At 60.2% G+C, this 23,124-nt stretch carries 20 protein-coding genes, 1 tRNA gene and 2 pseudogenes; 10 read left to right on the top strand and 13 right to left on the bottom strand.

Annotated elements, in window-relative coordinates; all coding sequences use genetic code 11:
• Positions 1 to 58: 58 nt before the first annotated feature.
• From AB4O23_RS03130 to AB4O23_RS03100, 7 genes and pseudogenes are all read right to left on the bottom strand, one after another.
• Positions 59 to 2,950, bottom strand: a pseudogene (locus AB4O23_RS03130) (DUF927 domain-containing protein).
• Positions 2,947 to 3,219 (bottom strand): DUF3077 domain-containing protein, encoded by a 273-nt coding sequence (locus AB4O23_RS03125; protein ID WP_048363502.1) that lies wholly within the window; start codon positions 3,217 to 3,219, stop codon positions 2,947 to 2,949. The pseudogene AB4O23_RS03130 and the gene AB4O23_RS03125 overlap by 4 nt, the downstream one beginning before the upstream one ends.
• A complete protein-coding gene (locus AB4O23_RS03120) occupies positions 3,216 to 3,500 on the bottom strand; it encodes a hypothetical protein (protein ID WP_060548259.1) in 285 nt (94 codons plus the stop codon). The genes AB4O23_RS03125 and AB4O23_RS03120 overlap by 4 nt, the downstream gene beginning before the upstream one ends.
• 527 nt (positions 3,501 to 4,027) lie before the next feature.
• A complete protein-coding gene (locus tag AB4O23_RS03115) occupies positions 4,028 to 4,333 on the bottom strand; it encodes a hypothetical protein (RefSeq protein ID WP_460062154.1) in 306 nt (101 codons plus the stop codon).
• Positions 4,330 to 4,563, bottom strand: coding sequence for a helix-turn-helix transcriptional regulator (locus AB4O23_RS03110; RefSeq protein ID WP_047279826.1), 234 nt, complete (start codon positions 4,561 to 4,563; stop codon positions 4,330 to 4,332). Before AB4O23_RS03110 ends, AB4O23_RS03115 begins: the two co-directional genes overlap by 4 nt.
• Positions 4,564 to 5,422: 859 nt before the next feature.
• Complete coding sequence (locus AB4O23_RS03105) at positions 5,423 to 6,658, bottom strand: tyrosine-type recombinase/integrase (protein WP_460062152.1); 1,236 nt, start codon at positions 6,656 to 6,658, stop codon at positions 5,423 to 5,425.
• Positions 6,659 to 6,825: 167 nt separating this feature from the next.
• A tRNA-Arg gene (locus AB4O23_RS03100) sits at positions 6,826 to 6,902 on the bottom strand.
• Between the two features lie 370 nt (positions 6,903 to 7,272).
• Between AB4O23_RS03100 and gabD the strand changes: the two genes are divergently transcribed.
• Both gabD and gabT read left to right on the top strand, forming a co-directional pair.
• Complete coding sequence (gabD, locus tag AB4O23_RS03095; RefSeq protein ID WP_017526105.1) at positions 7,273 to 8,715, top strand: NADP-dependent succinate-semialdehyde dehydrogenase; 1,443 nt, start codon at positions 7,273 to 7,275, stop codon at positions 8,713 to 8,715.
• A 183-nt stretch (positions 8,716 to 8,898) separates the two neighbouring features.
• Positions 8,899 to 10,176, top strand: coding sequence for a 4-aminobutyrate--2-oxoglutarate transaminase (gene gabT / locus AB4O23_RS03090; protein WP_017526104.1), 1,278 nt, complete (start codon positions 8,899 to 8,901; stop codon positions 10,174 to 10,176).
• 178 nt (positions 10,177 to 10,354) lie between these two features.
• Here the strand turns inward: gabT and AB4O23_RS03085 are convergent, their stop codons facing one another.
• The gene (locus AB4O23_RS03085; RefSeq protein ID WP_026067125.1) at positions 10,355 to 11,356 is read right to left on the bottom strand and encodes a GGDEF domain-containing protein; all 1,002 of its coding nucleotides are present in this window, start codon (positions 11,354 to 11,356) and stop codon (positions 10,355 to 10,357) included.
• Between the two features lie 188 nt (positions 11,357 to 11,544).
• A complete protein-coding gene (desA, locus tag AB4O23_RS03080) occupies positions 11,545 to 12,729 on the bottom strand; it encodes a delta-9 fatty acid desaturase DesA (RefSeq protein WP_017526102.1) in 1,185 nt (394 codons plus the stop codon).
• Positions 12,730 to 12,894: 165 nt separating this feature from the next.
• Here desA and dibA point away from each other — a divergent pair, with 165 nt between their 5' ends.
• The 6 genes from dibA (at position 12,895) to AB4O23_RS03050 (ending at position 19,099) form a co-directional block, all read left to right on the top strand.
• On the top strand, positions 12,895 to 14,808 hold the full coding sequence (gene dibA / locus AB4O23_RS03075; protein ID WP_135196890.1) for a phosphodiesterase DibA: 1,914 nt from the start codon (positions 12,895 to 12,897) through the stop codon (positions 14,806 to 14,808).
• Between the two features lie 267 nt (positions 14,809 to 15,075).
• Positions 15,076 to 15,258 carry a sulfur starvation response protein OscA gene (gene oscA, locus AB4O23_RS03070; RefSeq protein ID WP_003170956.1) on the top strand — a complete coding sequence of 61 codons (183 nt, stop codon included), beginning with the start codon at positions 15,076 to 15,078 and terminating at the stop codon, positions 15,256 to 15,258.
• A gap of 65 nt (positions 15,259 to 15,323) precedes the next feature.
• Entirely contained in the window at positions 15,324 to 16,334 is a 1,011-nt protein-coding gene (locus AB4O23_RS03065) for a sulfate ABC transporter substrate-binding protein (protein WP_017526100.1), read from the top strand.
• A 76-nt stretch (positions 16,335 to 16,410) separates the two neighbouring features.
• Entirely contained in the window at positions 16,411 to 17,229 is an 819-nt protein-coding gene (gene cysT, locus AB4O23_RS03060; protein ID WP_017526099.1) for a sulfate ABC transporter permease subunit CysT, read from the top strand.
• Positions 17,230 to 17,242: 13 nt separating this feature from the next.
• A complete protein-coding gene (cysW, locus tag AB4O23_RS03055) occupies positions 17,243 to 18,115 on the top strand; it encodes a sulfate ABC transporter permease subunit CysW (RefSeq protein WP_017526098.1) in 873 nt (290 codons plus the stop codon).
• A gap of 3 nt (positions 18,116 to 18,118) precedes the next feature.
• Entirely contained in the window at positions 18,119 to 19,099 is a 981-nt protein-coding gene (locus AB4O23_RS03050; RefSeq protein ID WP_017526097.1) for a sulfate/molybdate ABC transporter ATP-binding protein, read from the top strand.
• Positions 19,100 to 19,231: 132 nt separating this feature from the next.
• On the opposite strand, the gene AB4O23_RS03045 is transcribed toward AB4O23_RS03050, so the two are convergent.
• Entirely contained in the window at positions 19,232 to 19,759 is a 528-nt protein-coding gene (locus AB4O23_RS03045; RefSeq protein ID WP_065876615.1) for an Mpo1 family 2-hydroxy fatty acid dioxygenase, read from the bottom strand.
• An 83-nt stretch (positions 19,760 to 19,842) separates the two neighbouring features.
• Here AB4O23_RS03045 and AB4O23_RS03040 point away from each other — a divergent pair, with 83 nt between their 5' ends.
• Entirely contained in the window at positions 19,843 to 20,529 is a 687-nt protein-coding gene (locus tag AB4O23_RS03040) for a Crp/Fnr family transcriptional regulator (RefSeq protein ID WP_017526095.1), read from the top strand.
• On the opposite strand, the gene uraH is transcribed toward AB4O23_RS03040, so the two are convergent.
• Positions 20,524 to 20,934 carry a hydroxyisourate hydrolase gene (gene uraH, locus AB4O23_RS03035; protein ID WP_017526094.1) on the bottom strand — a complete coding sequence of 137 codons (411 nt, stop codon included), beginning with the start codon at positions 20,932 to 20,934 and terminating at the stop codon, positions 20,524 to 20,526. The genes AB4O23_RS03040 and uraH overlap by 6 nt on opposite strands.
• Before the next feature lie 23 nt (positions 20,935 to 20,957).
• Positions 20,958 to 21,432: pseudogene (locus AB4O23_RS03030) on the bottom strand (GlcG/HbpS family heme-binding protein).
• Positions 21,433 to 21,532: 100 nt separating this feature from the next.
• On the opposite strand from AB4O23_RS03030, the gene AB4O23_RS03025 reads away from it, so the two are divergent.
• Positions 21,533 to 21,898: a response regulator transcription factor gene (locus AB4O23_RS03025; RefSeq protein ID WP_017526092.1), complete on the top strand. Its 366-nt coding sequence runs from the start codon at positions 21,533 to 21,535 to the stop codon at positions 21,896 to 21,898.
• Between the two features lie 125 nt (positions 21,899 to 22,023).
• Here AB4O23_RS03025 and AB4O23_RS03020 read toward each other — a convergent pair whose 3' ends face one another.
• Entirely contained in the window at positions 22,024 to 23,028 is a 1,005-nt protein-coding gene (locus AB4O23_RS03020; protein WP_065876617.1) for an AraC family transcriptional regulator, read from the bottom strand.
• Between the last annotated feature and the right edge of the window lie 96 nt (positions 23,029 to 23,124).

Genomic DNA, 23,124 nt, shown 5'->3' with positions numbered 1-23,124 from the left:
TCGAACGGCTGGCGAGGCCGGTAATGAGCCGGCGCTACCTCGATCAGCAGGCATGCCGTCAGGCGGCCTTGGCCTCGCCTTCATCCGTTCCCGGAACGGTCCTCACCACGTAGCAGCGTTGAGGCCCTAATCCGGGCAGGCGAAGCAAGCTGTACGCCTTTCCGTCGGTTCCCGGCTCGAGCACGCCCCGTTGCAGCAGCTCCTTGTTCACCGCACTGATATTCATGCCCTTGAAGATTTCGGCCCTCCAGGCTTCTGGCAGCACGTAGTAGGTGTTGGTGGTGTGCAAGGCGTCGCCCATGCCGTGCTCCATCGTCTTGCGAAAGCCCAACCGATCAATCGTGCGTGGGCCGTGTTCGTCGATCTTGGCGGCGGCAGATTCCCAGCGCGTAAAGCGGCTTTCTCCAAAGCGCTCGATGACCTGCTTCAGCCGCGCCAAAATCGCATCGCCCTCGAAGTTTCCGGCGCCTCCGCGTTCTGCTAGCCACGCATGCAGACACACACACGTGCGGCGGTCGTGGCCGTGCCATCAGGCCAACCGGTGACGCCGAAGGCGGTGGCCAACTCTCCGGCCGCTGCTGCGAGGCCAAAGCGAAGGGCGGCACGTTGGGCTTGACCACTGGCCGATGCGGGTAGGTTTTGGTTGATGAACTGCTCCACCGTGCGGCGAACGATCACCGACCACCTGAGCATTTCTCCTGGCGCGCATAGTGCGTGCAGGAAGGCGGTGAGGGGCGTGCCGTAGTATTTGGCTACACGGGCCTTGAGGGCATCGGAGAGGGCGGCAGCGTCCTCAAAACCGTTAAGCACATCGAACATCCCGAGGCCTTTGCTGGCATCCGCAGGCACGGCGAGCATGCGCACCTCCATGCCCGCTTTCAGCTCCTTGTTGGCATCCGCCATGTGCTGCGCCAACGTCTTTTCGCCCGTCGAGAGAAACAGCAAGCGCCACTCCTGCACCTGTCGGCCAGCTTGTCCTCGATCATTCGCCCGGGCCTTACCGGTGCCGTTGCCGAGCATGTAGACCGTCTCGCCGATAATGCGCGGATCGCACATGCCTATTTCATCCAGCACCAGGAGGCCGTCTGAGTGTGCAGCGGCGATGGACTCCAGGGCGTTATCTGTCGAGCGCCACGAACGCACCAGACGCGGACCGCCATAGACCGAGGCGGCGACTTGCAAGTGTGTGGTCTTGCCGCCTGAGCTGTCGCCGTAGAGGTGGAAGCCGCCCGACTCATGTCCGAGCAGGTTCAGCAACGGTCCTGCAAAGGCCACAGAGACGACAAACGCCAAGCGATGGTTACCAACGCACAGTGCGCCGATTTGCTGTTGCCACTGCGCCAGGGAGCCCGCTTCGCTGATCGGTGGCAGCTGTGCACCTGCCTCATAAAAATGCAGATGTTCAGCGTGCGAGCCGATCTGCTGTTCGGGTAGAAGGAAGGCGTTGTCGTGCCAACCCAGGCGCGTCACTAAACGTGCGCGCTGGGCGCTGTCGAAGCCTCCGAGGTAACTCTGCAGGTCGTTGCGTGCGTTGCGTCCTGATCGACTTCCTGCAAGGCGTAGCCCCATGTCTACCAGTGGCCCGAGTACATCCTTGCCGAAGTCGCCAGTCATGGTTCGGGCCGGAATATTCCAGCGCTTTTTGGCGCCGTCCGGGTCGTCGAACTCGACCAACAAACCCCAGTTGTGGCCCTTGTCGTCGCGAGTGCGGGCGATGATTTCGAGAGGCGAACACACAGGACGCGCCTCGCCATCATCGCCGGAATAAAACACCCCTTCAGACGTCAGGCGAAAGCCGCCCGGCAATAGGTCATTTTTCGATTTCGCAGGGCGTTTGGCGGGCGCCTTGGCCTTCTGTTCTTGAGGTTCAGTTGGCTCAGCGGCACTGCCGAAAAACTCACCGCTGTGCACCAGCTCGGCGACGTGGACAGCGGTCCAGCTTTTGGCTAACGCATCCGCTGCATCGTCGCCGTCTGCCCATTTTCCACCCTTGATGAGCGTGGGCTTTCCGCCTTTGCTGCTGGGCTTGAGCTTAAACACGTCGAGCGAGATTCGTTGTACCGAAGCGACGCCCAGCTCAATCAACTTGAGCTCAATGGCGTCCATGCAGGCCTTGCCGCTGGCATCGTTATCCGGCCACAGCACCACCGTGCGCCCTTTGAGTGGCGTCAGATCGGCCTTGTGCCAAGAGTTGGAGCCGTTCGGCCAGCAGGTGGCTACATACTCCGGCATCAGTTCAGCGGCGGCATCAGCAGCCTTCTCGCCTTCACACAGCACCACAGGCGCATCGGCCCGCTGTGCCAGCTCATCCAGGCGCAGCAGTGGCCGAGGCTCCAGCAATCCTTGCCAGCGCCATTGCGTGGTTTGCCCATCGGAGCGCTTGCACCAGGTCAACGGTGCGAAAACCTTTCGCGGCTTGCCGTCTTCATCGGGACTCAGGTCGAAACGATACAGCGCCATGACCGGCTGGCCCTGAGCATCGCGATAGATCCAGACTTTGGACGGAACACCGTGTTGCCGGTGTTTGGTTGGACACTTGTTCATGGTCCTCGGCCGGGATCGGTTGAATCGCGATCCACTCCGGCGTTGCGCTTTTGGCCGGTGCGCTTTTGGTGGTCGCGGAACCAGCGGAGACGTTGAGCAGATCCGCCAGTTTTTTGCAGGCTTCAACATCTGTGCCACCGTCGATATAGCGCACCAAATCGATCAGGTCTCCGCCCTTATCGCCGGTGGCAAAATCCGCCCAGGTGCCTTTGCTCAAATTGACCTTGAGTGAGCCTGCATGTTTGTCCGTGCGTGTCGGGTTTGGTGCGGTGTATTCCTTGCCGCCGTCGACGCGTTTGCCGTTCGGCAGCCATTGAGCAAGTACGCGGTCGATGTTCTTCAGGGCAACGCTTTTTACGTCGGCAAAGCTGGGGCGTTTTGAGGTGTTGCCGGTGCGCTGAGTCATGGCGTGGTCCTCGACTCAAGCAACGCCTCGTTCACGTCGTCAATCAGCGCCTTAGCCATCTCGCCGAGGTAGAACGCAGGCCAACTAAAACGCTCGCCCGCATCGCTGATGGCGGCGTCGAGGATCAGTTGATTGGCGTGGTGCAGAATTTGGGAGACGGCTTCAAGTGCGTCTTCCAGCGGGATACCGGCATTCACCCGAAACAGGTTTTGGCCGTTACCGTTGGCAGGGGAAAACTCGGAGCGTCCACGCGTGCTGGAGTGTGTCACAGAGCACCGCCTTTCTGGCCCATCGGCACAGAGGAGGCATCACCGTACATGGTGAGTGTTTTGATCAAGCCCAAGGTGCCACGCACGTCCCAAATAACGGACGACAGCACGCGGTTGGAAAGCAGGGGTTTATCGCCGTCTAAATGATCTTCCAGCAGCATCAGAACTGAGTCGGCACGGTCGAGGGCGCAGGTGATGGCATCGATGGGAATACCGGCTTCAGCATCCTGGCTGACGCAGAGCAGATCCTCAGGAAGTGAGAAGCCTGGGAGCATGCTCATTGGACACCCCCTGCGGCTTCCAGGGCGCGAGCCTTGGACATATGGGCGTTGTAACGGGAAAGGCGTGTAGCGAGACTGGAATTGGCGTGTAAAGCGGCGAGAGCCATTGCTCGATGAGCGGCGGCGCGAATTTTGGACGGATTGAGGGCGTGCATGTGGAGCTCCTTTTGCTGGGGAGCTACCACCGTTCGCGACCAAGCGAGTTAGGGTGGCAGCTGTGCGCGGGTTGGTCGACCGGGGCAAAAGGAACCCAGCAGGCCCGAAGGCCTCCCACACACAGCCGCCATAACACGGAACTGCGGACGCAAAAAAAGCGCCTGCAATTGTAATGGGGGCGCCTATGCGCCTTTTGCTTTTCGGGCGACCAAGCCCGATCGCTGAATTTGCAGCGACGGCGAGAGAGTAACGTCCGTTTTTTGAAAGTGCAACTGTGTGGATCGCTTGCGGATTTTTTCGATGCGGCATAAATTGATTAGGCATGTAGATTTACCTCAACGCCTCCGGTTGCCGCCGGGGGCGTTTTCGTTTCAGGCATGGACGTCCCAGTTCAGGGAGACAAAGGGCAACAGGTCGTTTTCGAGGCAGGCGCGTGCATCTTCGTAGGCGTCGATTTGTTGGCCTTCGTCGACGATGATTGCTTGCGGGGCTTGGCAGGGAACTGACAATGCGCACCAGATGCCATCTCTCCATCGCATCACCATCACGTCCCGGTTCAGGCGTTTTTGCTCTGTGCGGTAACGTTCAAAACGCCGCATACCGCGTGATGAGAATCCGACTGTTCTGAGTACAGAAAAGGGCTGCAAAATGGCGTTGTTAGCGGCTCGATTTTTCATGCCGCCACCCTGTCGCGGGCCGCGATACGCGCCCGTGTCCAATTCAAAATTTCGGCTAATACCCAAGCGACCGGAGCCCCACGCGCATTGCTGTCGGTGAGCTTCACCGCTTGCGGAAAGCCGCTCTCTGGCTGGCTCATAAGTTTGTAAACCGTTGCGCGGCCGATACCTGTTAGGGCTATGACTTGATTGATGCGTATCAGCGTGGCGGCCGGATCGAACTGTCCCATTTCCGTATGAGGCGCGCTGATCGGCAAGCATGAGGATCCGCTAGGGGCCTTTTGGTGACTTTCTCGTGGAGTGGAGGGGGCGAGCCCCACAACTTTTGCAGATTGCTTTGGGGCGCTCATCAGGTCCTGTCTCCAGCGGTTTTTGCAGGTGAGCGCAGTTGGGTTTCAAGCCACGCGACCACGTCTTGGGAGCGATAACGAACCCGAGACCCGGTTTTGATATAGGGAAGTGAGTTGATGCGAGAACTTCGCCAGGCGGCAAGCGTTCGGCTGGACAGGCTCTAGTGCATTAGCGACTTGGTCGGTAGTGAGCAAACAAGCAGGGGTGAGAGAGGTAGTGGAGTGGTCTGAAGTGTCGTGAGGCTGCATAGCGCGTTTCCTGTCGTAGTTCGTACAGGCCCCAGCTATGTAAACGATTTTCTATTTTTTAAAAGTTTTATTTTTATAGTTTTCGACGCAGGTTTTATGGATAAGGCAATTTAAGTCAGCAAGATCGCAGCAAAGTTTCAGTTTTTTCCGGGGCTGTCCTACCTTGCCCTACTGGTTTTCTATACAGTTAAAAATCGGAAAGTGAGAAATGAAACCCAGTGAAATCCCGACGAACGGTAGTCCCCTGAGCCCCTTCTGGTAGTCCGGTAACAGCGGCCCCTCCTCAGCGTGGGGCAACCAATAAGAGATGGCCGCCAGAGGTTTTGGGCGCCTTAGGCGTAACACGCTTTTGACGCGTAACACATGGTGTACGGATCTCTTTTAATACGTGTTACGCAAGAAATATTTAACAAAATCAACTAGTTAATCGTATGTGTAACGTGCGTAACACCAGTAACACCGATTTTTGATGGGTGTGCGGTTGGTGTATTCAACCCGCCTTGCCAAACTGTCCCTGAATAATGTTGCCATCTACTAGCTCATCCAGATGATCTGCGTACCACTGCATCATCACTCTGCGCTGAGGCAGGTAAACCGCTTTGTTGTACACCCCTGCTATTCCTTCCTTAGCGTGAGAGAGCTGGGCCTCAATGTGATTCTCATCGAAACCCTGCTCATTGAGTATGGTGCTCGCGATGTGACGAAAGCCGTGGCCTGTTTGTCGACCGGCATATCCCAGTCTGCGGAGCGCCATTAGAAAGACGGTGTTGCTACGGGGGATTGTCCTGTCTTTCCTGCCTGGAAATAGGAGAGGGTACGCACCTGTAAGTGTTCGTAACTCAGTGAGCGCTTCGATTGCCTGCCGAGAGAGAGGTACCACATGTTCCCGACGACGTTTCATTCGCTCGGCTGGGATCGTCCATAGCTTTTTGGAGAGATCGATTTCTGACCAGCGTGCTTCTCGGATTTCGCTCGGGCGCGATGCTAATAAGGAAAGCAAGCGAAGCCCTATACGAACGTCCTTTGCGTGAGGGTAGGAGTTGATCGCTCGAAGTAGCGCAGGCAGTTCTTCAATCGAAACGTGTGCATAGTTTTCAGCGCTACGTGATTGCAGGAATTTGCTGAGACCTTCAAGGGGGTTGTGGACGGCTCGTCCTGTTACGCGGGCCAGGTCATAGATCTCTTTGCAAAAGGCACGAACTCGGCCCATTTGTTCAATGATCCCCTTCTGCTCCATACCGCGTAGAAATTCCATCCATTCCAGGGGCAATATTTCTGTGTACACGCGTTTTCCGAAGATGGGGAACACATGAAGCTCAAGTGCGCCAAGTACCCGTCGAGACGTACCTGATTCCCAGCTTGTGCGTCTGGCCTCAAACCACTCGCGCCCTAACGCTTCAAAGGTGTTATTGGCAGCAACCTGGTCTGCAACCTTCCGAGCCTGCTTGCTCACCAATGGATTTTTGCCGGTCGATGCGTCTTCACGCAGTTGAGCTGCTTTCTGTCTCGCCAATGAGCCACTGATTTCCGGGTAGCCGCCGAGACCCAGCCAAGACCATTTTCCGTCTGGCTTTTTGTAGCGCAGCTCCCATGATTTCTGCCCGTTAGGTTTCACCCGGAAGTACAGGCCATTCCCGTCCTGCTCCCGATACGTTGTTTGCTCAGGCTCCAGGCCTGCAAGAGTGGTGTCTGCTAAGGGGCGGCGTTTGATTTCAGTGCGCTTCACTTCCTGTATGCCTCCAGTTATAGGAATCTCAAAGCATACACGTGGGCATACACGGCGGGAAGTTATAGGGGTAGACAGGGATGGATAGCCAGAAACAAGAAAGCCCGCACAGGGCGGGCTTCTTGGGGTGTTTCGTAGACTGTCTGAGACAGCCCGAGACTGCTATATGGTGCACCCGGCGGGATTCGAACCCACGACCCCTGCCTTCGGAGGGCAGTACTCTATCCAGCTGAGCTACGGATGCTTGTGCGGGCGACATCATACCCATGTCGACCTTGGGCGTCCATGCCGGTCTTTGGGGGCCTGCCGGTAGGATTTTCCTGAACAAAGGCCCTGCGCCGAGCCTTGCGAACGTTGCGCGTAAACCCGGCCCCGCTACGCTGATCAGATAAACCCCGCAAATGCGCCGTTTTCGTTCTTTTTTTCGAACAGACTATTGCCCTGTACCCCCATTGATCCTAGGATTCGTTTGAGATTTCAAACGCTCTGTCTCCCGTGCGCGATTCATTCGATCTTGCGCACTGGGGCTGATTTCCCTGACGGCAGCCCACAAGGCGCCTTTCAACAACTCTAATTCGCTCCGCGTGCGCGCGGTGCTGTTAAGGAAAGCCGACATGCAGCTCAAAGATACCCAGTTGTTCCGCCAGCAAGCCTTTATCGATGGCGCTTGGGTCGATGCGGACAATGGTCAAACCATCAAGGTCAATAACCCGGCCACGGGCGAGATTCTCGGTACCGTGCCGAAGATGGGCGCCGCGGAAACCCGCCGTGCCATCGAAGCCGCCGACAAGGCGCTGCCGGCCTGGCGCGCACTCACCGCCAAGGAACGCGCCAACAAGCTGCGTCGTTGGTTTGAACTGCTGATCGAAAACCAGGACGACCTTGGCCGCCTGATGACCCTCGAACAAGGCAAGCCGCTGGCCGAGGCCAAGGGCGAAATCGTTTACGCCGCTTCCTTTATCGAGTGGTTCGCCGAAGAAGCCAAGCGCATCTACGGTGACGTGATTCCCGGCCACCAGCCCGACAAGCGCCTGATCGTGATCAAGCAGCCGATCGGCGTGACTGCTGCGATCACCCCGTGGAACTTCCCCGCTGCGATGATCACCCGTAAAGCCGGCCCGGCCCTGGCCGCCGGTTGCACCATGGTGATCAAGCCTGCTTCGCAAACCCCGTTCTCGGCCCTGGCCCTGGTTGAGCTGGCGCACCGTGCCGGTATCCCTAAAGGCGTGCTGAGCGTGGTCACCGGCAGTGCCGGCGACATCGGCGGCGAGCTGACCAGCAACCCTATCGTGCGTAAATTGTCCTTCACCGGCTCGACCGAAATCGGTCGCCAGTTGATGGCCGAATGCGCCAAGGACATCAAGAAAGTCTCCCTGGAACTGGGCGGTAACGCGCCGTTCATCGTGTTCGACGACGCCGACCTGGATAAGGCCGTCGAAGGCGCGATCATTTCCAAGTACCGCAACAACGGCCAGACCTGCGTCTGCGCCAACCGCCTGTACATCCAGGATTCGGTGTACGACGCGTTCGCCGAGAAGTTGAAAGTGGCGGTGGCCAAACTCAAGATCGGCAACGGTCTGGAAGACGGCACCACCACTGGCCCGCTGATCGACGAGAAAGCCGTGGCCAAGGTTCAGGAGCACATTGCCGATGCGCTGAGCAAAGGCGCGACGCTGCTGGCCGGTGGCAAGGTGATGGAAGGGAATTTCTTCGAACCGACTATCCTCACCAACGTGCCGAAAAACGCCGCAGTCGCCAAGGAAGAAACCTTCGGCCCACTGGCGCCGCTGTTCCGTTTCAAAGACGAAGCCGAAGTGATCGCGATGTCCAACGACACCGAGTTCGGCCTGGCGTCGTACTTCTATGCCCGCGACCTGGGCCGTGTGTTTCGTGTGGCGGAAGCCCTGGAATACGGCATGGTCGGCGTCAACACCGGGTTGATCTCCAACGAAGTGGCGCCGTTCGGCGGTATCAAGGCCTCGGGCCTGGGCCGCGAAGGCTCCAAGTACGGGATCGAGGATTACCTGGAAATCAAATACCTCTGCCTGGGCATCTAAGCCCCGGTTTGGCATGGCTGTAAACGCAAAGGGCACGAGAGCGCTGACCCTTTGCGTGTTTCAACCCGTTATTCGTAGTGGCCGGGAACGCTGTGGCAGTCGATCATCGCATGCTGTCGCAGTTGCCTCCCCGCCACGTATTCCTTGAACCGCGCCACCCGATGAGTGGCGAATGAGGACTTTATGAGCAAGACCAACGCATCCCTGATGAAACGCCGCGAAGCCGCTGTACCGCGCGGTGTTGGCCAGATTCACCCGATCTTCGCCGAATCGGCGAAGAATGCCACCGTGACCGACGTTGAAGGTCGCGAGTTCATCGATTTCGCCGGCGGTATCGCCGTGCTGAACACCGGCCACGTGCACCCCAAAATCATTGCGGCCGTGACCGAGCAACTGAACAAGCTGACTCACACTTGCTTCCAGGTGCTGGCCTACGAGCCGTACGTTGAGGTGTGCGAAAAAGTCGCCGCCAAGGTCCCGGGTGATTTCGCCAAGAAAACCCTGCTGGTCACCACCGGTTCCGAAGCCGTGGAAAACGCCGTGAAAATCGCCCGTGCCGCCACCGGCCGTGCGGGTGTGATTGCGTTCACCGGCGCTTACCACGGTCGCACCATGATGACCCTGGGCCTGACCGGCAAAGTCGTGCCTTACTCGGCCGGCATGGGCCTGATGCCGGGCGGAGTGTTCCGCGCGCTGTACCCGAACGAACTGCACGGTGTGAGCGACGACGATTCCATCGCCAGCATCGAACGCATCTTCAAAAACGATGCCGAGCCGCGTGATATCGCTGCCATCATCATCGAGCCGGTGCAAGGTGAAGGCGGTTTCTACGTCGCGCCTAAAGCCTTCATGAAGCGCCTGCGCGAACTGTGCGACAAGCACGGCATCCTGCTGATCGCCGACGAAGTGCAAACTGGCGCCGGTCGTACCGGAACCTTCTTTGCCATGGAACAGATGGGCGTTGCCGCCGACCTGACCACCTTCGCCAAATCCATCGCCGGCGGCTTCCCCCTGGCCGGTGTGTGCGGCAAGGCCGAATACATGGACGCCATTGCTCCCGGCGGCCTGGGTGGCACTTACGCCGGTAGCCCGATCGCCTGTGCTGCTGCGCTGGCGGTGATGGAGGTATTCGAAGAAGAACACCTGCTGGACCGCTGCAAGGCTGTGGGTGAGCGCCTGGTGACGGGCCTCAAGGCCATCCAGGCCAAGTACCCGGTGATCGGTGAAGTGCGTGCCTTGGGCGCGATGATTGCGGTCGAGTTGTTCGAAGATGGCGACAGCCACAAGCCGAACGCCGCTGCCGTGGCTGCCGTGGTGGCCAAGGCGCGTGACAAGGGCCTGATCCTGCTGTCATGTGGTACTTACGGCAACGTGTTGCGCGTACTGGTACCGCTGACCTCGCCGGACGAGCAGTTGGACAAAGGCCTGGCGATCATCGAAGAGTGCTTCTCCGAGCTGTAAGCGCACGCTGTACAGATGACACAAAAAACCCGCTTCGGCGGGTTTTTTGTGCGCCGGCCAGTACGCAAAAAAACGGTGGGAGGGGGGCTTGCTCCCGATAGCAGTCGCTCAGTCAGCACATCTGATACTGACCCACCGCTATCGGGAGCAAGCCCCCTCCCACCGTTTATGATCGGCGTCAGCCGGCAACGACGCGGTTTTTGCCCAGGCGCTTGGCCTCGTACATGGCGGCATCGGCGCGGGCGAACAGCCTGTCCAGGCTCGGGTCCGCGTCGGTGAGGCTGGCCAGGCCCTGGCTGATGGTCACGCTGAACGCCTGGCCTTCATAGCTGAAACTCAGTGCCTGGATCTCCTTGCCCAGGCGCTCGGCCACTTGCAGCGCCATGTCTGGCGCACAACCTGGCAGGACGGCGGCGAACTCTTCGCCACCAATGCGCCCGAACAGGTCGCCCCGGCGCAACACGCCTCGACCGCTCTCAGCGATACGCCGCAGTACCTGGTCGCCTTCCAGGTGGCCGTAGGTGTCATTCACGTCCTTGAAGTCATCGATATCCAACAGCAGGAAGGCCAGCGGCGCGCCTTGGGCGCGGGCGTTGTCGAAGGCATGGTTAGCGCATTCGAAGAAGTGCCGGCGGTTGCTGCTCTGGGTGAGCACGTCAGTGGTGGCGAGGCGGTGCAACTCAAGCTCAAGCTGCTTCTTGTCGGTGATGTCTTCGGCCATGCCGACCACGACCAACGGTTCGCCGGGCACCACTTGCTGGTTGATGTAGCACTTGTCGCTCAGCCAGCGGATCTGCCCGTCGGCAGTGATGATGCGGTACTCGCGGTCCTCCACGGCACCGCGTTCCAGCACGCGGGCCAGGCTTTGTTCCGCGCGGTCGAGGTCTTCGGGGTGAATGCTGTTGCGCCATTCCCGGTGGTCGGCCAGCAGCAGGCCGGCGGAACGTCCAAAGATGCGCTCATAGGCCGGGCTCACATACAGCACGCGGCGGGTTTCCCAATCGATGGCCCAAAGCACCGCATTCACGCTCACCAGCAACGAACTCAGGAGCTGTTCGCGTTCACTCAAACGCTCGACTTCGCCCTGGGCATGCACCAGCGCCAGCAGGGTCGCAGCCGCGGCCGGACGCGGATGTTCAGCGACGGGAGGATCAGATACGTGAGGTTTTTCGTGAACCATCGGCACAACTCTCTCTGGGCGCGCCGCAAGATGGAGCAGCGGTCACAACAAGGGGCCACCATGATGGCGAAGTGTTCATTGAGAGAGGCGATTTGCAGTGAAGTTCCGTCAACGGTACCGATTGGCGGTGCCCGGTAAATGACGTCAAAAAGCTGGTGGGTGGGAGGGCGGGCCCTCCCACGGCACGGTCAGACCGCCGCAGGACGCAGCGAGTAGGTCTTCAATTGGTGAGCGAAATCCCGCAGGGACTGGATGCCGCTGGCCTCGGCTTCGTGCACCCATTCCTTGATGGCGGCGAGCATATCGTGGCCATTGGTGCTGGTCTTGAGCCAGATCTGTTGCAGGGCCAGGCGCTTTTCATAGATCACTTTCAGGGCCTGGCTGTGCTCCAGCATGCCTTGGATACGCAGGTGATGGCGGTCATCCAGCAGGCTGGTTTCACGCGACAGCAGGCGCTTGGCGCGGTGGAACTGGTGGCGCACCGAGTGATCGACTTTTTCCAGCTCTTGCTTGACCAGCGGGCCGATCACCAACTTGCGGTACTGGGCCATGATCTGGAAACGGTTGTTGAGGATCGCCATGGCGGTGTCCATGTCCAGATGGCCCTTGCCCTCCACGCGGTGGGCAATCGGCGCCACGCGCTGCACCTTGGCCAGGCGCAGGAAGCTGAACAGTTTGATCCACGCCCAGCCCAGGTCGAATTCCCACTTCTTCACCGACAATTTCGCGGAATTGGGGTAGGTGTGGTGGTTGTTGTGCAGCTCTTCACCGCCGACGATGATGCCCCACGGCACCAGGTTGGTCGCCGCGTCACGGCATTCGAAGTTGCGGTAGCCCACGGCATGGCCCAGGCCGTTGATCACGCCGGCGGCCCAGAACGGGATCCACATCATCTGGATGGCCCAGATGGTGATGCCGATGGTGCCAAACAGCAGCAGGTCGATCACGCCCATGATGGCAACGCCCAGCAAGGGGTAAGGCGTGTAGATTTTTCGTTCGATCCAGTCGTCCGGGCAGTTCTTGCCGTAGATACGCAGGGTTTCGGGGTTTTCCGCCTCGGCGCGGTACAGTTCGGCACCTTTGCGCAGCACGGTGGACAGGCCCTTGATCACCGGGCTGTGGGGATCATCGACGGTTTCGCATTTGGCGTGGTGCTTGCGGTGGATGGCGGTCCACTCGCGGGTGTTCTGTGCCGTGGTCAGCCACAGCCAGAAGCGGAAGAAGTGTTTCAGGCCGGCATTGAGCTCCAGGGAGCGATGGGCTGAATAGCGATGCAGATAAACCGTGACCCCGACAATGGTCACGTGGGTCATCAACAGAGTGACTGCCACCAGTTGCCAGGCTGACAGGTCAAGAAAACCGTTGTACCACATAGGCTGTATGGCCCTCAGATAAAGAAAAAACCAGCTCACGCATTATCACTAAGCCCACAAAGAAAACCAGCCGCCCTTTCAGATAGAAGTGACTGGATGTTTCTTATTCTATAATCCGCAACCTTTGTAGGGCGATGCTGTTTTTTAGTAAGGATTACTGACCATATGCTGTTTTCATACCGAGGTGCCGCGCGTGCCGGGCTGGTATACCTGCTGGTTTCGATCGCCTGGATTGGCATCTCGGGCCACCTATTGATCGAATTTGTCGATAACCGGAGTGACCTGAACCTGTGGTTGCAGGTGCGCGGCTATCTATGGGTGGCCTGCAGCGCTTTGGTGATTTACCTGATGAGCGCCCGGGTTGCCCACGCCCACCAGCAACAACAGCCCCTGCAGGAGAACCGTGAGCGCCTGCGCCAGGCCGCTGCCGTGTTCGATTGCACCCGCGAAGGGGTACTGGTTACCGACGCCCGGGGCCTGATTGTGCATGTGAATCGGGCGTTTATGGAGATCACCGGCTACCGGTGCGAAGACGTCATGGGCCAGCAGCCCAGCCTGTTCAAATCCGGGCGCCATTCGTCGAGTTTCTACCAGCACATGTTCCAGGCCCTGGAGCACTGCGGTGAATGGAGCGGTGAAATCTGGAACCGGCGTAAAAGCGGTGAGATTTATCCACAGTGGCAGACGATCCGGGTGATTCATGACGATCACGGCCAGGTCAGCCAGTATGTCGCGGTGTTTTCCGACATCAGCGCCATCAAGGACTCTGAACATGAACTGGCCCACCTGGCCCATCATGACCCCCTGACCGACCTGCCCAACCGCCTGCTGTTCACCGACCGCGCCGAGCAGGCCCTGGCCTCGGCGCAACTGCATAAACGCGGCTGCGCCCTGCTGTTGCTGGATTTGGACCACTTCAAGATCATCAACGACAGCCTCGGCCACAACGTCGGTGACCAGTTGCTCAAGCTGGTGGGCGAGCGGCTCAAAGGGCTGCTCGGCCCTGGCGTAACCCTGGCGCGCCTGGGGGGCGATGAGTTCGCAGTGCTCGCCGAAAGTTGCTCACAGGTGGTGCAGGCCGCCGCATTGGCCCAACGCATGCTGGATGTGATGAAGCAACCGTTCATCTTCGACGGCCACCAACTGTTTATAAGCGCCAGCATCGGCATCAGCCTGTTCCCCAGCGATGCGCTGAGCGCCGAACAACTGCTGCGCAACGCCGATTCTGCGTTGTTCAAGGCTAAAAGTGTGGGCCGCGAAGGCTACGCCTTGTACACCGAAGAACTCACGGCGCACGCACAAAACCGTGTCGAGATCGCCAGCGAACTGCGCCGCGCCCTCGACCAGCACGAGCTGCGCGTTTACTACCAGCCGGTGCATGAACTGCACGGCAGCCGCCTGATCGGCGTCGAAGCCCTGGTGCGCTGGCAGCACCCGGAACGCGGCCTGGTGCCTCCGGTCGAGTTCATCCCCATCGCCGAGCGCACCGGCTTGATCGCGGATATTGATGCCTGGGTGATGGACCAGGCGTGCCGTCAGATGTGCCAATGGCTGGCCGACGGCGCACCGCTGACGTTTATTGCGATCAATGTGTCCAGCCGCCTGTTTGCCCGGCGTGAACTCTACGAGCAAGTGGCCCAGGTGCTGCACGACACGGGCCTGGACCCGGCGTTCCTTGAGCTGGAAGTCACCGAAAGCGCGGTGATGGATGACCCCGAAGTGGCCCTGGAACAGCTGCATCGTCTGCGCGAACTGGGCCTGCGCCTGGCCATCGATGATTTTGGTACCGGTTATTCCTCGCTGCTGCGCCTCAAGCGCCTGCCGGTGCAGAAGCTCAAGATCGACCAGGGTTTTGTTGCCGGCCTGCCGTGGGACGAAGACGACGCCGCGATTGTGCGCGTGGTAATCGCCTTGGCGAAAAGCATGGGCATGCAGGTACATGCCGAGGGCATTGAGCAGGTCGAGCAGGCGCGGTTCTTGTTGCAGCAGGATTGCGACATGGGGCAGGGGTACTGGTTTGGGCGGCCGATGCCGGCGAATGAAATCGACTGGTCACGAGCCCCCGCGATCCAGCCTTGAAATGCATCAACCTGTGGGAGGGGGCTTGAACCCGATAGCGGTCTGTCAGGTGCCTCAGTTCTGCCTGATACACCGCTATCGGGAGCAAGCCCCTCCCACTTGATGCCTAGATCGGCACGCAACCCCACGTCCCGCCAGAAAATTCTTTCTGGTTATATAAACATTCTTAAATAGTATTTTTAAGAATATCCGCGCTTAACTACTATCGCTCTCACGCCGCAAGCAGTGCCGCCACTGCCAGGCACTATTCATTTCAGGAGCGAGACCATGAGCGCATCTCTACGTAGCGTCGACGGCCAGGACGAAGCAGCCATTTTGCGTGAGATCCAGAGCGCCCTGCGCGATCTGCGGTTTGGCGCGGTGGAAATAACTGTGCACAACGCTCAAGTGGTACAGATCGAACGCAAGGAAAAATTCCGTTTGCAGAACCCGGGTAACAAACCGAGCTGAGCAAGAACGGCGATAGACCCGCAACTATAAGAAAAGCCAACACTCAAGAATTTTCAGGAGCTTCTATGTCGTCGATTCGCCGTTACGCCCTGGCCGCATTGGCCAGTGCCGTGTTTGCCGGTTCCGCCGTTGCCAAAGACTACGAACTGCTCAACGTCTCGTACGACCCTACCCGTGAGCTGTACCAGGACTACAACGCTGAATTCACCAGCTACTGGAAACAGTCCCACCCGGGCGACAACGTCAAGATCCAGCAATCCCATGGTGGCTCGGGCAAGCAAGGCCGAGCCGTGATCGACGGCCTGCGCGCCGACGTCGTGACCCTGGCCCTGGCCGGCGACATCGACGAAATCGCCAAACTCGGCAAGACCCTTCCGGAAAACTGGCAAACCCGCCTGCCGGATGCGAGCACTCCCTACACCTCGACCATCGTGTTCCTGGTGCGTAAGGGCAACCCCAAAGGCATCAAGGACTGGGGCGACCTGATCAAGAAAGACGTGTCGGTGATCACGCCCAACCCTAAAACCTCCGGCGGTGCGCGCTGGAACTTCCTGGCCGCCTGGGCCTATGGCCTCAAGGCTGGTGGCAGCGAGGCCAAGGCCCAGGAATACGTCAAAGAGTTGTTCAAGCACGTGCCGATCCTCGACACCGGCGCGCGTGGTTCGACCATCACCTTCGTCAACAATGGCCAGGGTGACGTGTTGCTGGCCTGGGAAAACGAAGCCTTCCTGGCGCTCAAGGAAGACGGCGGCGCCGACAAGTTCGACATCGTCGTGCCGTCCCTGTCGATTCTCGCGGAGCCGCCGGTGGCCGTGGTCGACAAGAACGCCGAGAAAAAGGGCAACACCGAGATCGCCACCGAATACCTCAAGCACCTGTACAGCCCGGCTGGCCAGGAGATTGCGGCGAAGAACTTCTACCGCCCACGCGATGAGAAAGTCGCCGCCAAATACGCCCAACAGTTCCCCAAACTGGACCTGGTGACTATCGACAAAGACTTCGGTGGCTGGAAAACTGCCCAACCGAAATTCTTTAACGACGGTGGCGTGTTCGACCAGATCTACACGGCGCAGTAAGCCGAGAAACACATCCTCATGGAGCCCGCATTCACCTGCGGGTTTTGTGTGTCAGTTCCGCTAACCAAGGACTCTTATGTCGCGTCGTATTTCCCCCGTCATACCCGGCTTCGGGCTGACGCTGGGCTACACCGTGGTGTACCTCAGCCTGATTGTGCTCATCCCGCTGGCGGCGATGTTCGTACACGCCGCTCAACTCACCTGGGATCAGTTCTGGGCCATCATCTCGGCACCACGCGTGGTGGCGGCATTGAAACTGAGCTTCAGCACCGCGTTGTACGCGGCGCTGATCAACGGCGTGATCGGTACGCTGCTGGCCTGGGTGCTGGTGCGCTACACCTTCCCCGGCCGCCGCATCATCGATGCGATGATCGACCTGCCGTTCGCCTTGCCCACCGCCGTGGCCGGTATTGCGCTGACCGCGCTGTACACGCCGACGGGCCTGGTGGGGCAGTTCGCCGCCGACCTGGGCTTCAAGATCGCCTACTCGCCGCTGGGCATCACCCTGGCGCTCACCTTCGTGACCCTGCCATTCGTGGTGCGCACGGTGCAGCCGGTACTCGCCGATATCCCCCGCGAAGTCGAAGAAGCCGCCGCCTGCCTGGGTGCCAAGCCGTTGCAGGTGTTTCGCTACATCCTCGTGCCTGCGCTGCTGCCCGCCTGGCTCACCGGCTTCGCCCTGGCGTTTGCCCGAGGCGTGGGTGAGTACGGTTCGGTGATTTTCATCGCCGGCAACATGCCGATGAAAACCGAGATCCTGCCGTTGCTGATCATGGTCAAGCTCGACCAGTACGACTACCGCGGCGCCACCTCCATCGGTGTGCTGATGCTGGTGGTTTCCTTTGTCTTGCTGCTGCTGATCAACTTGTTGCAGCGGCGCATCGAACGTCCATAAGGAGGCGCGGAACATGTCCCAATCGTCTATTTCCGCGGCGTCCTCGGCCAACGCCGCCCGGCGTGGCAGTGCCACGTCGCGACGCATCCTGATCGGCCTTGGCTGGCTGGTATTCGCGCTGTTTTTGCTGCTGCCGCTGTTTATCGTGGTGTCCCAGGGTTTGAAGAACGGCCTCGGCGCGTTCTTTACCGCCATCCTGGAACCCGACGCGCTGTCGGCGCTGAAACTCACGGTGATCGCCGTGCTGATTTCGGTACCGCTCAATCTGGTGTTCGGCGTCAGCGCCGCGTGGTGCGTGAGCAAGTACTCGTTCCGTGGCAAAAGCATCCTGGTCACGCTGATCGACCTGCCGTTCTCGGTGTCCCCGGTGATCGCGGGCCTGGTCTACGTGCTGATGTTCGGCGCCCAGGGCTTGTTCGGCCCTTGGCTGCAGGAGCACGACATCCAGATCGTATTCGCCCTGCCGGGCATCGTCCTGGCGACCATCTTCGTCACCGTGCCGTTCGTTGCGCGTGAATTGATCCCGCTGATGCAGGAGCAGGGCACTCAGGAAGAAGAGGCGGCGCGCCTGCTCGGCGCCAATGGCTGGCAGATGTTCTGGCATGTGACCGTGCCGAACATCAAGTGGGGCCTGATCTACGGCGTGGTGCTCTGTACCGCGCGGGCCATGGGTGAGTTCGGCGCGGTGTCGGTGGTGTCCGGCCACATTCGCGGCGTGACCAATACCTTGCCGCTGCATGTCGAGATTCTCTACAACGAATACAACCACGTTGCCGCCTTTGCGGTGGCCAGCCTGTTGCTGATCCTGGCGCTCTTCATCCTGCTGCTCAAGCAGTGGAGCGAGAACCGTATCAACCGCCTGCGCAACAGCGCCGGTGAGGAATAAGTCATGTCGATCGAAGTCCGTAATGTCAGCAAGAACTTCAACGCCTTCAAGGCCCTGAACAGCATCAATCTGGACATCCAGAGTGGCGAGCTGGTGGCGTTGCTGGGCCCCTCCGGCTGCGGCAAGACCACTTTGCTGCGCATCATCGCCGGGCTCGAAACCCCGGATGACGGCAGCATCGTGTTTCACGGTGAAGACGTCTCCGGCCACGACGTGCGTGACCGCAACGTCGGGTTCGTGTTCCAGCACTACGCGCTGTTCCGCCACATGAGCGTGTTCGACAACGTCGCCTTCGGCCTGCGCATGAAGCCGAAAAACCAGCGCCCGACGGAAAGCCAGATCGCAGGCAAGGTTCACGAACTGCTCAACATGGTGCAGCTCGATTGGCTGTCCGACCGCTACCCGGAACAACTCTCCGGCGGCCAGCGCCAACGTATCGCCCTGGCCCGCGCCCTGGCGGTAGAGCCGAAAGTGCTGCTGCTGGACGAACCGTTCGGCGCCCTTGACGCCAAGGTGCGTAAAGAACTGCGCCGGTGGCTGGCGCGCCTGCACGAAGACATCAACCTGACCTCGGTGTTCGTGACCCACGACCAGGAAGAGGCCATGGAAGTCGCCGACCGTATCGTGGTGATGAACAAAGGCGTGATCGAACAGATCGGCTCACCGGGCGATGTGTATGAAAACCCGGCCAGCGATTTTGTCTACCACTTCCTCGGCGACTCCAACCGCCTGCACCTGGGCGAGGACAAGCATGTGTTGTTCCGTCCGCATGAAGTGTCGCTGTCGCGGCATGAGCTGGAGGATCACCATGCGGCGCAAGTGCGCGATATTCGCCCGCTGGGCGCGACCACGCGGGTGACGCTCAAGGTAGAAGGCCAGCCCGAGCTGATCGAAGCCGAAGTGGTGAAGGACCATGACAGCCTGATCGGTCTGGCGCGTGGCGAGACCCTGTTCTTCAAACCCAAGGTCTGGCAAAAAGCCTGAGCACATCGCAAACCCAAGGTGCCTGAGGGGCAATGAGGGCTCAGGTGCCAATGAGGGCCAATGTGGGAGGGGGCTTGCTCCCGATAGCAGTGGGTCAGTTGATGAACATGTCACTGACACACCGCCCCACATTTAGACCCCGCTTGGCTTTAGATCACGGCGCACCACCGGCCCCGAGCGCTTTTCGATCTGCACTTTCAGGTCCTGCCGCAACCCCAGCAAAAAACCCACCTCCGCCACCACAAACAACGGCCCCACAACCAGCCCCGACACATCATCCACAAACGCGGGTTTCTTGCCTTCGTAGTAATGCCCGACAAACTGGATCACCCAGCCCACCACGAACATCCCCACGCCACTGCTCAGCCACACCATCGTGCTCTGCGCCGCCAACACATGCCCGGCCCATACTGACGCGCCCATCAGCACCGTCATCAGCACGCCCAAGGCCAGTTCCAGGCGCAGGTAAAACCACGCCGACAACAGCGCCACGATCACCGCCGGCGAGATCCACAAGCTTCCCACCGCCCATTCCGGGCGTGACAGCAGCACCGCCACGGCGACCACAATCAACGGGATGCCAACAAAGTGGCTGGCTATATTGCGCGGGTCGCGGTGGTAGGCGGCGTATTGACTGAGATGGTCGACGAGGCTTTTCATTGTTGTTCCTCCTGTAGGATGTTTGATCATGCCCTGTCAGCCAGCGCCTGACTGTCAGTTGGGCGACAATCTTCGGAGTCCTCATGGATGCAGCGAAATGGCACGCCCGGTTGGCCAGCGGCCATTGGTTCAGCCACTTGCCGGAAGCTCTACAGCAGAGTCTGCTGGCGGCATCGCGGCTGCGCTCGCTGGCGGCGGGCCAGTTTCTGTTCAAGCGTGGCGATCCGCCGTGTGGGTTGTATGCGGTGCTGGACGGCGCGGTGCGCATCAGCGCGGTGAACGCCCAGGGCAAGGAAGCCGTGTTGAGCCTGGTGGAGACACCCTACTGGTTCGGTGAAATCTGCCTGTTCGACAACCTGCCGCGCACCCACGATGCACAGGCCTCGGGGCCGTGTACGCTGTTGCAGGTACCGCAGGCAGGCATGCTCGACCTGCTCGAAAAGCATCCGGCTTATTGGCGCGATGTGGCCCTGTTGATGAGCCACAAACTGCGCCTGTCGTTGATCAATATCGAGCAGATGAGCCTGATGCCCGCGTCGGCGCGCCTGGCCCATCGGCTGCTGATGATCGCCCAGGGCTACGGCGAAATAGACCAGGCGCGTCGCACGTTGCAACTGCCCCAGGAAGACGTGGCGGCCATGCTGGGCCTGTCGCGCCAGACCACCAACAGCCTGCTCAAGGCGCTGGAGCAACAGGGCATCATCGGGCTGAGTTACGGTGCGATTGAGCTACTGGACCTCAAACGCCTGCAACACGCTGCGGGCCTATGAGCCGCGATACGTAGAGAACCCGTAAGGGCTGAGCAGCAGCGGAATGTGGTAATGCTGGTCGGCCTGTTTCACCTGGAAAATCACCGGCACCTGCGGGAAGAACGTCTCGCGGTTGGCCTTTTTGTAGTAATCGCCAGTCTTGAACACCACGCGATACTCGCCCGGCGTCATGCTGCGGTCGGCGGGGAACAGTTCGGCGATGCGCCCCTGCTGGTTGGTGACGCCTTCGGACAATGGCTGCCATGCGTCACCCACGTGCTGTTCCAGGGTGACGCCCACCCCGGCACTCGGCAGGCCATTTTCCAGGTTGAGCACGTGTACGCTCAGTGGGTTGCCGGCGGCCAGGGCCAGGTTGCACAGGCCGCCGAGGCTGAGGGCGGCGAGGGTCATGCTGAGGGTTTTCATCAAGAGGTCCTATGGAGGGGGAATCAGAGAGAGGTTTTCAGGCCCAACTGCTCGGCGGCCTGTGTGGCGCAGGCTTCGTCCTGCGCGGCGCCGCCTGCGCCGGCGATACCCAGCGCACCCACCAACTCGGCATCGGCAAACAGCGGCACGCCGCCACCGAGCAACAGCAACTCCGGCAAGCTGTTAAGGTTGGCGGCCTCGGGGTTGTTGCGCGCCCGTTCGGCAAACAACCGCGTTGCGGTTTTGGTCGATAGCGCCGTGTACGCTTTGCGTTGGCTGGCAAGGCTGTTATGCGGGCCGACACCGTCGGCACGCAGGCTCAGCAACAGGTTGGCGCCGCGATCCAGGACGGTCAGCGCGGCGTTGCAGTGGCTGGAGGTCGGCATCGACCAGTTGGCGAGCGGTATTCAGATCGAGGTCGGCATGGCGCGGCAGTGGCGGCGCCGCCAGCGCGCCCGTGCAAACGGCGAGGCTCAAGAACAAGGCAGTGCGAGACATGGTGAAGGCTCCTGAAGGCAGGCCGTCACGGTAGTCAGTGGACGTGGTCAGAAACCGCACAATTTGATGACAGGTTTGTAATCAAACCCAGAGGTAAGGCATGCACGTGTTGTTAGTGGAAGACCAGCCGCAACTGGCGCAGCTCATGGCCCAGGGCTTGAGCGAAGCAGGCTTCGCCGTGGAAGTCGCGGCCAATGGCATGGCGGCGCAGCGCTTCGTGGAAAGTACCGCGTACGACCTGGTGATCCTGGACGTGATGCTGCCGGGCCTGAACGCCTGGAAGCTGCAGCAGGCGATCCGGCACCAGGGCGACACGCCAGTGCTGTTCTTGACCACCCCGGGCGGTATTGAAGATCGCCTGCGCGGGTTGGAGTTGCATGAGGATGATTACCTGCTCAAGCCCTTCGATGCCAAGGCGTTGGTGGCGCGGGTGAGGAAGTTGTTGCGGCGCGATCGCGGGCGCTGACGGATTCGGAATTTGCAGTGCCTGTAGCTTCGCTATCGGGAGCAAGCCCCCTCCCACACTTGATTGCATTCCAATGTGGGACGGGCTTGGCCCCGATCAGGCCTGCACAAATCCCCCACATCCGCCTACTGCAACCCATCCCGAAACTGCCCCGGTGTCACCCCGGTCCACCGCTTGAAGGCCCGGTTAAAACTGCTGGTGTCGGCAAACCCCAGCAAATGGCTGATCTCGGCCAATGAGCACTGCGGGTCGCGCAAGTGCAGCAATGCCAGGTTCTGCCGGCACTCATTGAGCAACGCGTCAAAGCGACACCCCTCATCCGCCAGGTGCCGCTGCAAGCTGCGCAGGCTCAAGTGCAGCGCCTGGGCAACCCGTTCGGCGCTCGGCTCGCCTTCCGGCAATTGCGCCTCGATCGCGGCGCGTACCTTGCGTTCCCAGGTCAGCGGTTGCAGTTGGGCAAGGGTGCGTTTGAGCACGGTTTCGTTGTGTTCGGCCAGTTCGGGGTTGGCGTCGTCCAGGTGGCTGTCGAAGTCCTGCGGCGCAAACTCCAGGCAGTCCTCATCGGCGCCAAAAAATACCGGCGCCCGGAACACCGTGTGCCAGGGGGTGGGATCGGCCGGTTCCGGGCGCCGCAAGTACACGGCCAGGGGCGCGTAATCCCGGCCCAGGCGGTTGCGACAGGTGCGCACATAAATCGCCGCAAACGCATCGATGGCTTCCAGCGCCGGTGCCGGGCTGCCTTCGGGTTGCAGCAGGCGAAAACGATAGCGGTCACCGTCCCGAATCAGCGCCAGCGTCAGGGCATCACTGACCACCTGGTGATAACGCACGATGCGCTCGAACACTTCCCGCAGGCTGCCGCTGGCCACCAGCGCGTAGCCCAACGCATGGAACGTCGTGGGGCTGACAAAGCGCGACACGCGCAACCCAATCGCCGGATCGCCGCTGGCCTGCACCGCCAAGGCCCACAAGCGCGTGGTCGCCGACAGGGGATAGCGTGCGTTGGGGTCGTCCATCTGCTGCGGGTCGAGCCCGGCCTGGGCGCAGAGTGCGGCGCTGTCCAGGCCCAGGGCGTCGAGCTGCTTGCGCAGGGCTCGGGTCCAGCTGGCGAGGGAAGTGGGTTCGGTCATGGCGATTGGCGCTTGCGGTCAACAGGTTGGCGTGTGCGGCTAGCGTCCTGCCAGACGGCCTGAGGCAGGATGTAACCCTTCATTGCATAAGAGGAT

The sequence above is a fragment of the Pseudomonas sp. H2_A10 genome, from assembly GCF_054680085.1.
The sequence above is the reverse complement of the archived record's forward strand: the minus strand, read 5'-3'. Positions and strand labels throughout refer to the sequence as shown.

Excerpts from the sequence above, each read along its gene's own strand:
- AB4O23_RS03120 (WP_060548259.1), bottom strand. The coding sequence starts at position 3,500 with ATGAGCATGCTCCCAGGCTTCTCACTTCCTGAGGATCTGCTCTGCGTC.
- AB4O23_RS03045 (WP_065876615.1), bottom strand. The coding sequence starts at position 19,759 with ATGAAAAGCCTCGTCGACCATCTCAGTCAATACGCCGCCTACCACCGC.
- AB4O23_RS03020 (WP_065876617.1), bottom strand. The coding sequence starts at position 23,028 with ATGACCGAACCCACTTCCCTCGCCAGCTGGACCCGAGCCCTGCGCAAG.
- AB4O23_RS03115 (WP_460062154.1), bottom strand. The coding sequence starts at position 4,333 with ATGAAAAATCGAGCCGCTAACAACGCCATTTTGCAGCCCTTTTCTGTA.
- AB4O23_RS03050 (WP_017526097.1), top strand. The coding sequence starts at position 18,119 with ATGTCGATCGAAGTCCGTAATGTCAGCAAGAACTTCAACGCCTTCAAG.
- dibA (WP_135196890.1), top strand. The coding sequence starts at position 12,895 with ATGCTGTTTTCATACCGAGGTGCCGCGCGTGCCGGGCTGGTATACCTG.
- AB4O23_RS03025 (WP_017526092.1), top strand. The coding sequence starts at position 21,533 with ATGCACGTGTTGTTAGTGGAAGACCAGCCGCAACTGGCGCAGCTCATG.
- uraH (WP_017526094.1), bottom strand. The coding sequence starts at position 20,934 with ATGAAAACCCTCAGCATGACCCTCGCCGCCCTCAGCCTCGGCGGCCTG.
- AB4O23_RS03065 (WP_017526100.1), top strand. The coding sequence starts at position 15,324 with ATGTCGTCGATTCGCCGTTACGCCCTGGCCGCATTGGCCAGTGCCGTG.
- desA (WP_017526102.1), bottom strand. The coding sequence starts at position 12,729 with ATGTGGTACAACGGTTTTCTTGACCTGTCAGCCTGGCAACTGGTGGCA.
- AB4O23_RS03085 (WP_026067125.1), bottom strand. The coding sequence starts at position 11,356 with ATGGTTCACGAAAAACCTCACGTATCTGATCCTCCCGTCGCTGAACAT.
- cysW (WP_017526098.1), top strand. The coding sequence starts at position 17,243 with ATGTCCCAATCGTCTATTTCCGCGGCGTCCTCGGCCAACGCCGCCCGG.
- oscA (WP_003170956.1), top strand. The coding sequence starts at position 15,076 with ATGAGCGCATCTCTACGTAGCGTCGACGGCCAGGACGAAGCAGCCATT.
- AB4O23_RS03110 (WP_047279826.1), bottom strand. The coding sequence starts at position 4,563 with ATGGGACAGTTCGATCCGGCCGCCACGCTGATACGCATCAATCAAGTC.
- AB4O23_RS03040 (WP_017526095.1), top strand. The coding sequence starts at position 19,843 with ATGGATGCAGCGAAATGGCACGCCCGGTTGGCCAGCGGCCATTGGTTC.
- gabD (WP_017526105.1), top strand. The coding sequence starts at position 7,273 with ATGCAGCTCAAAGATACCCAGTTGTTCCGCCAGCAAGCCTTTATCGAT.
- cysT (WP_017526099.1), top strand. The coding sequence starts at position 16,411 with ATGTCGCGTCGTATTTCCCCCGTCATACCCGGCTTCGGGCTGACGCTG.
- gabT (WP_017526104.1), top strand. The coding sequence starts at position 8,899 with ATGAGCAAGACCAACGCATCCCTGATGAAACGCCGCGAAGCCGCTGTA.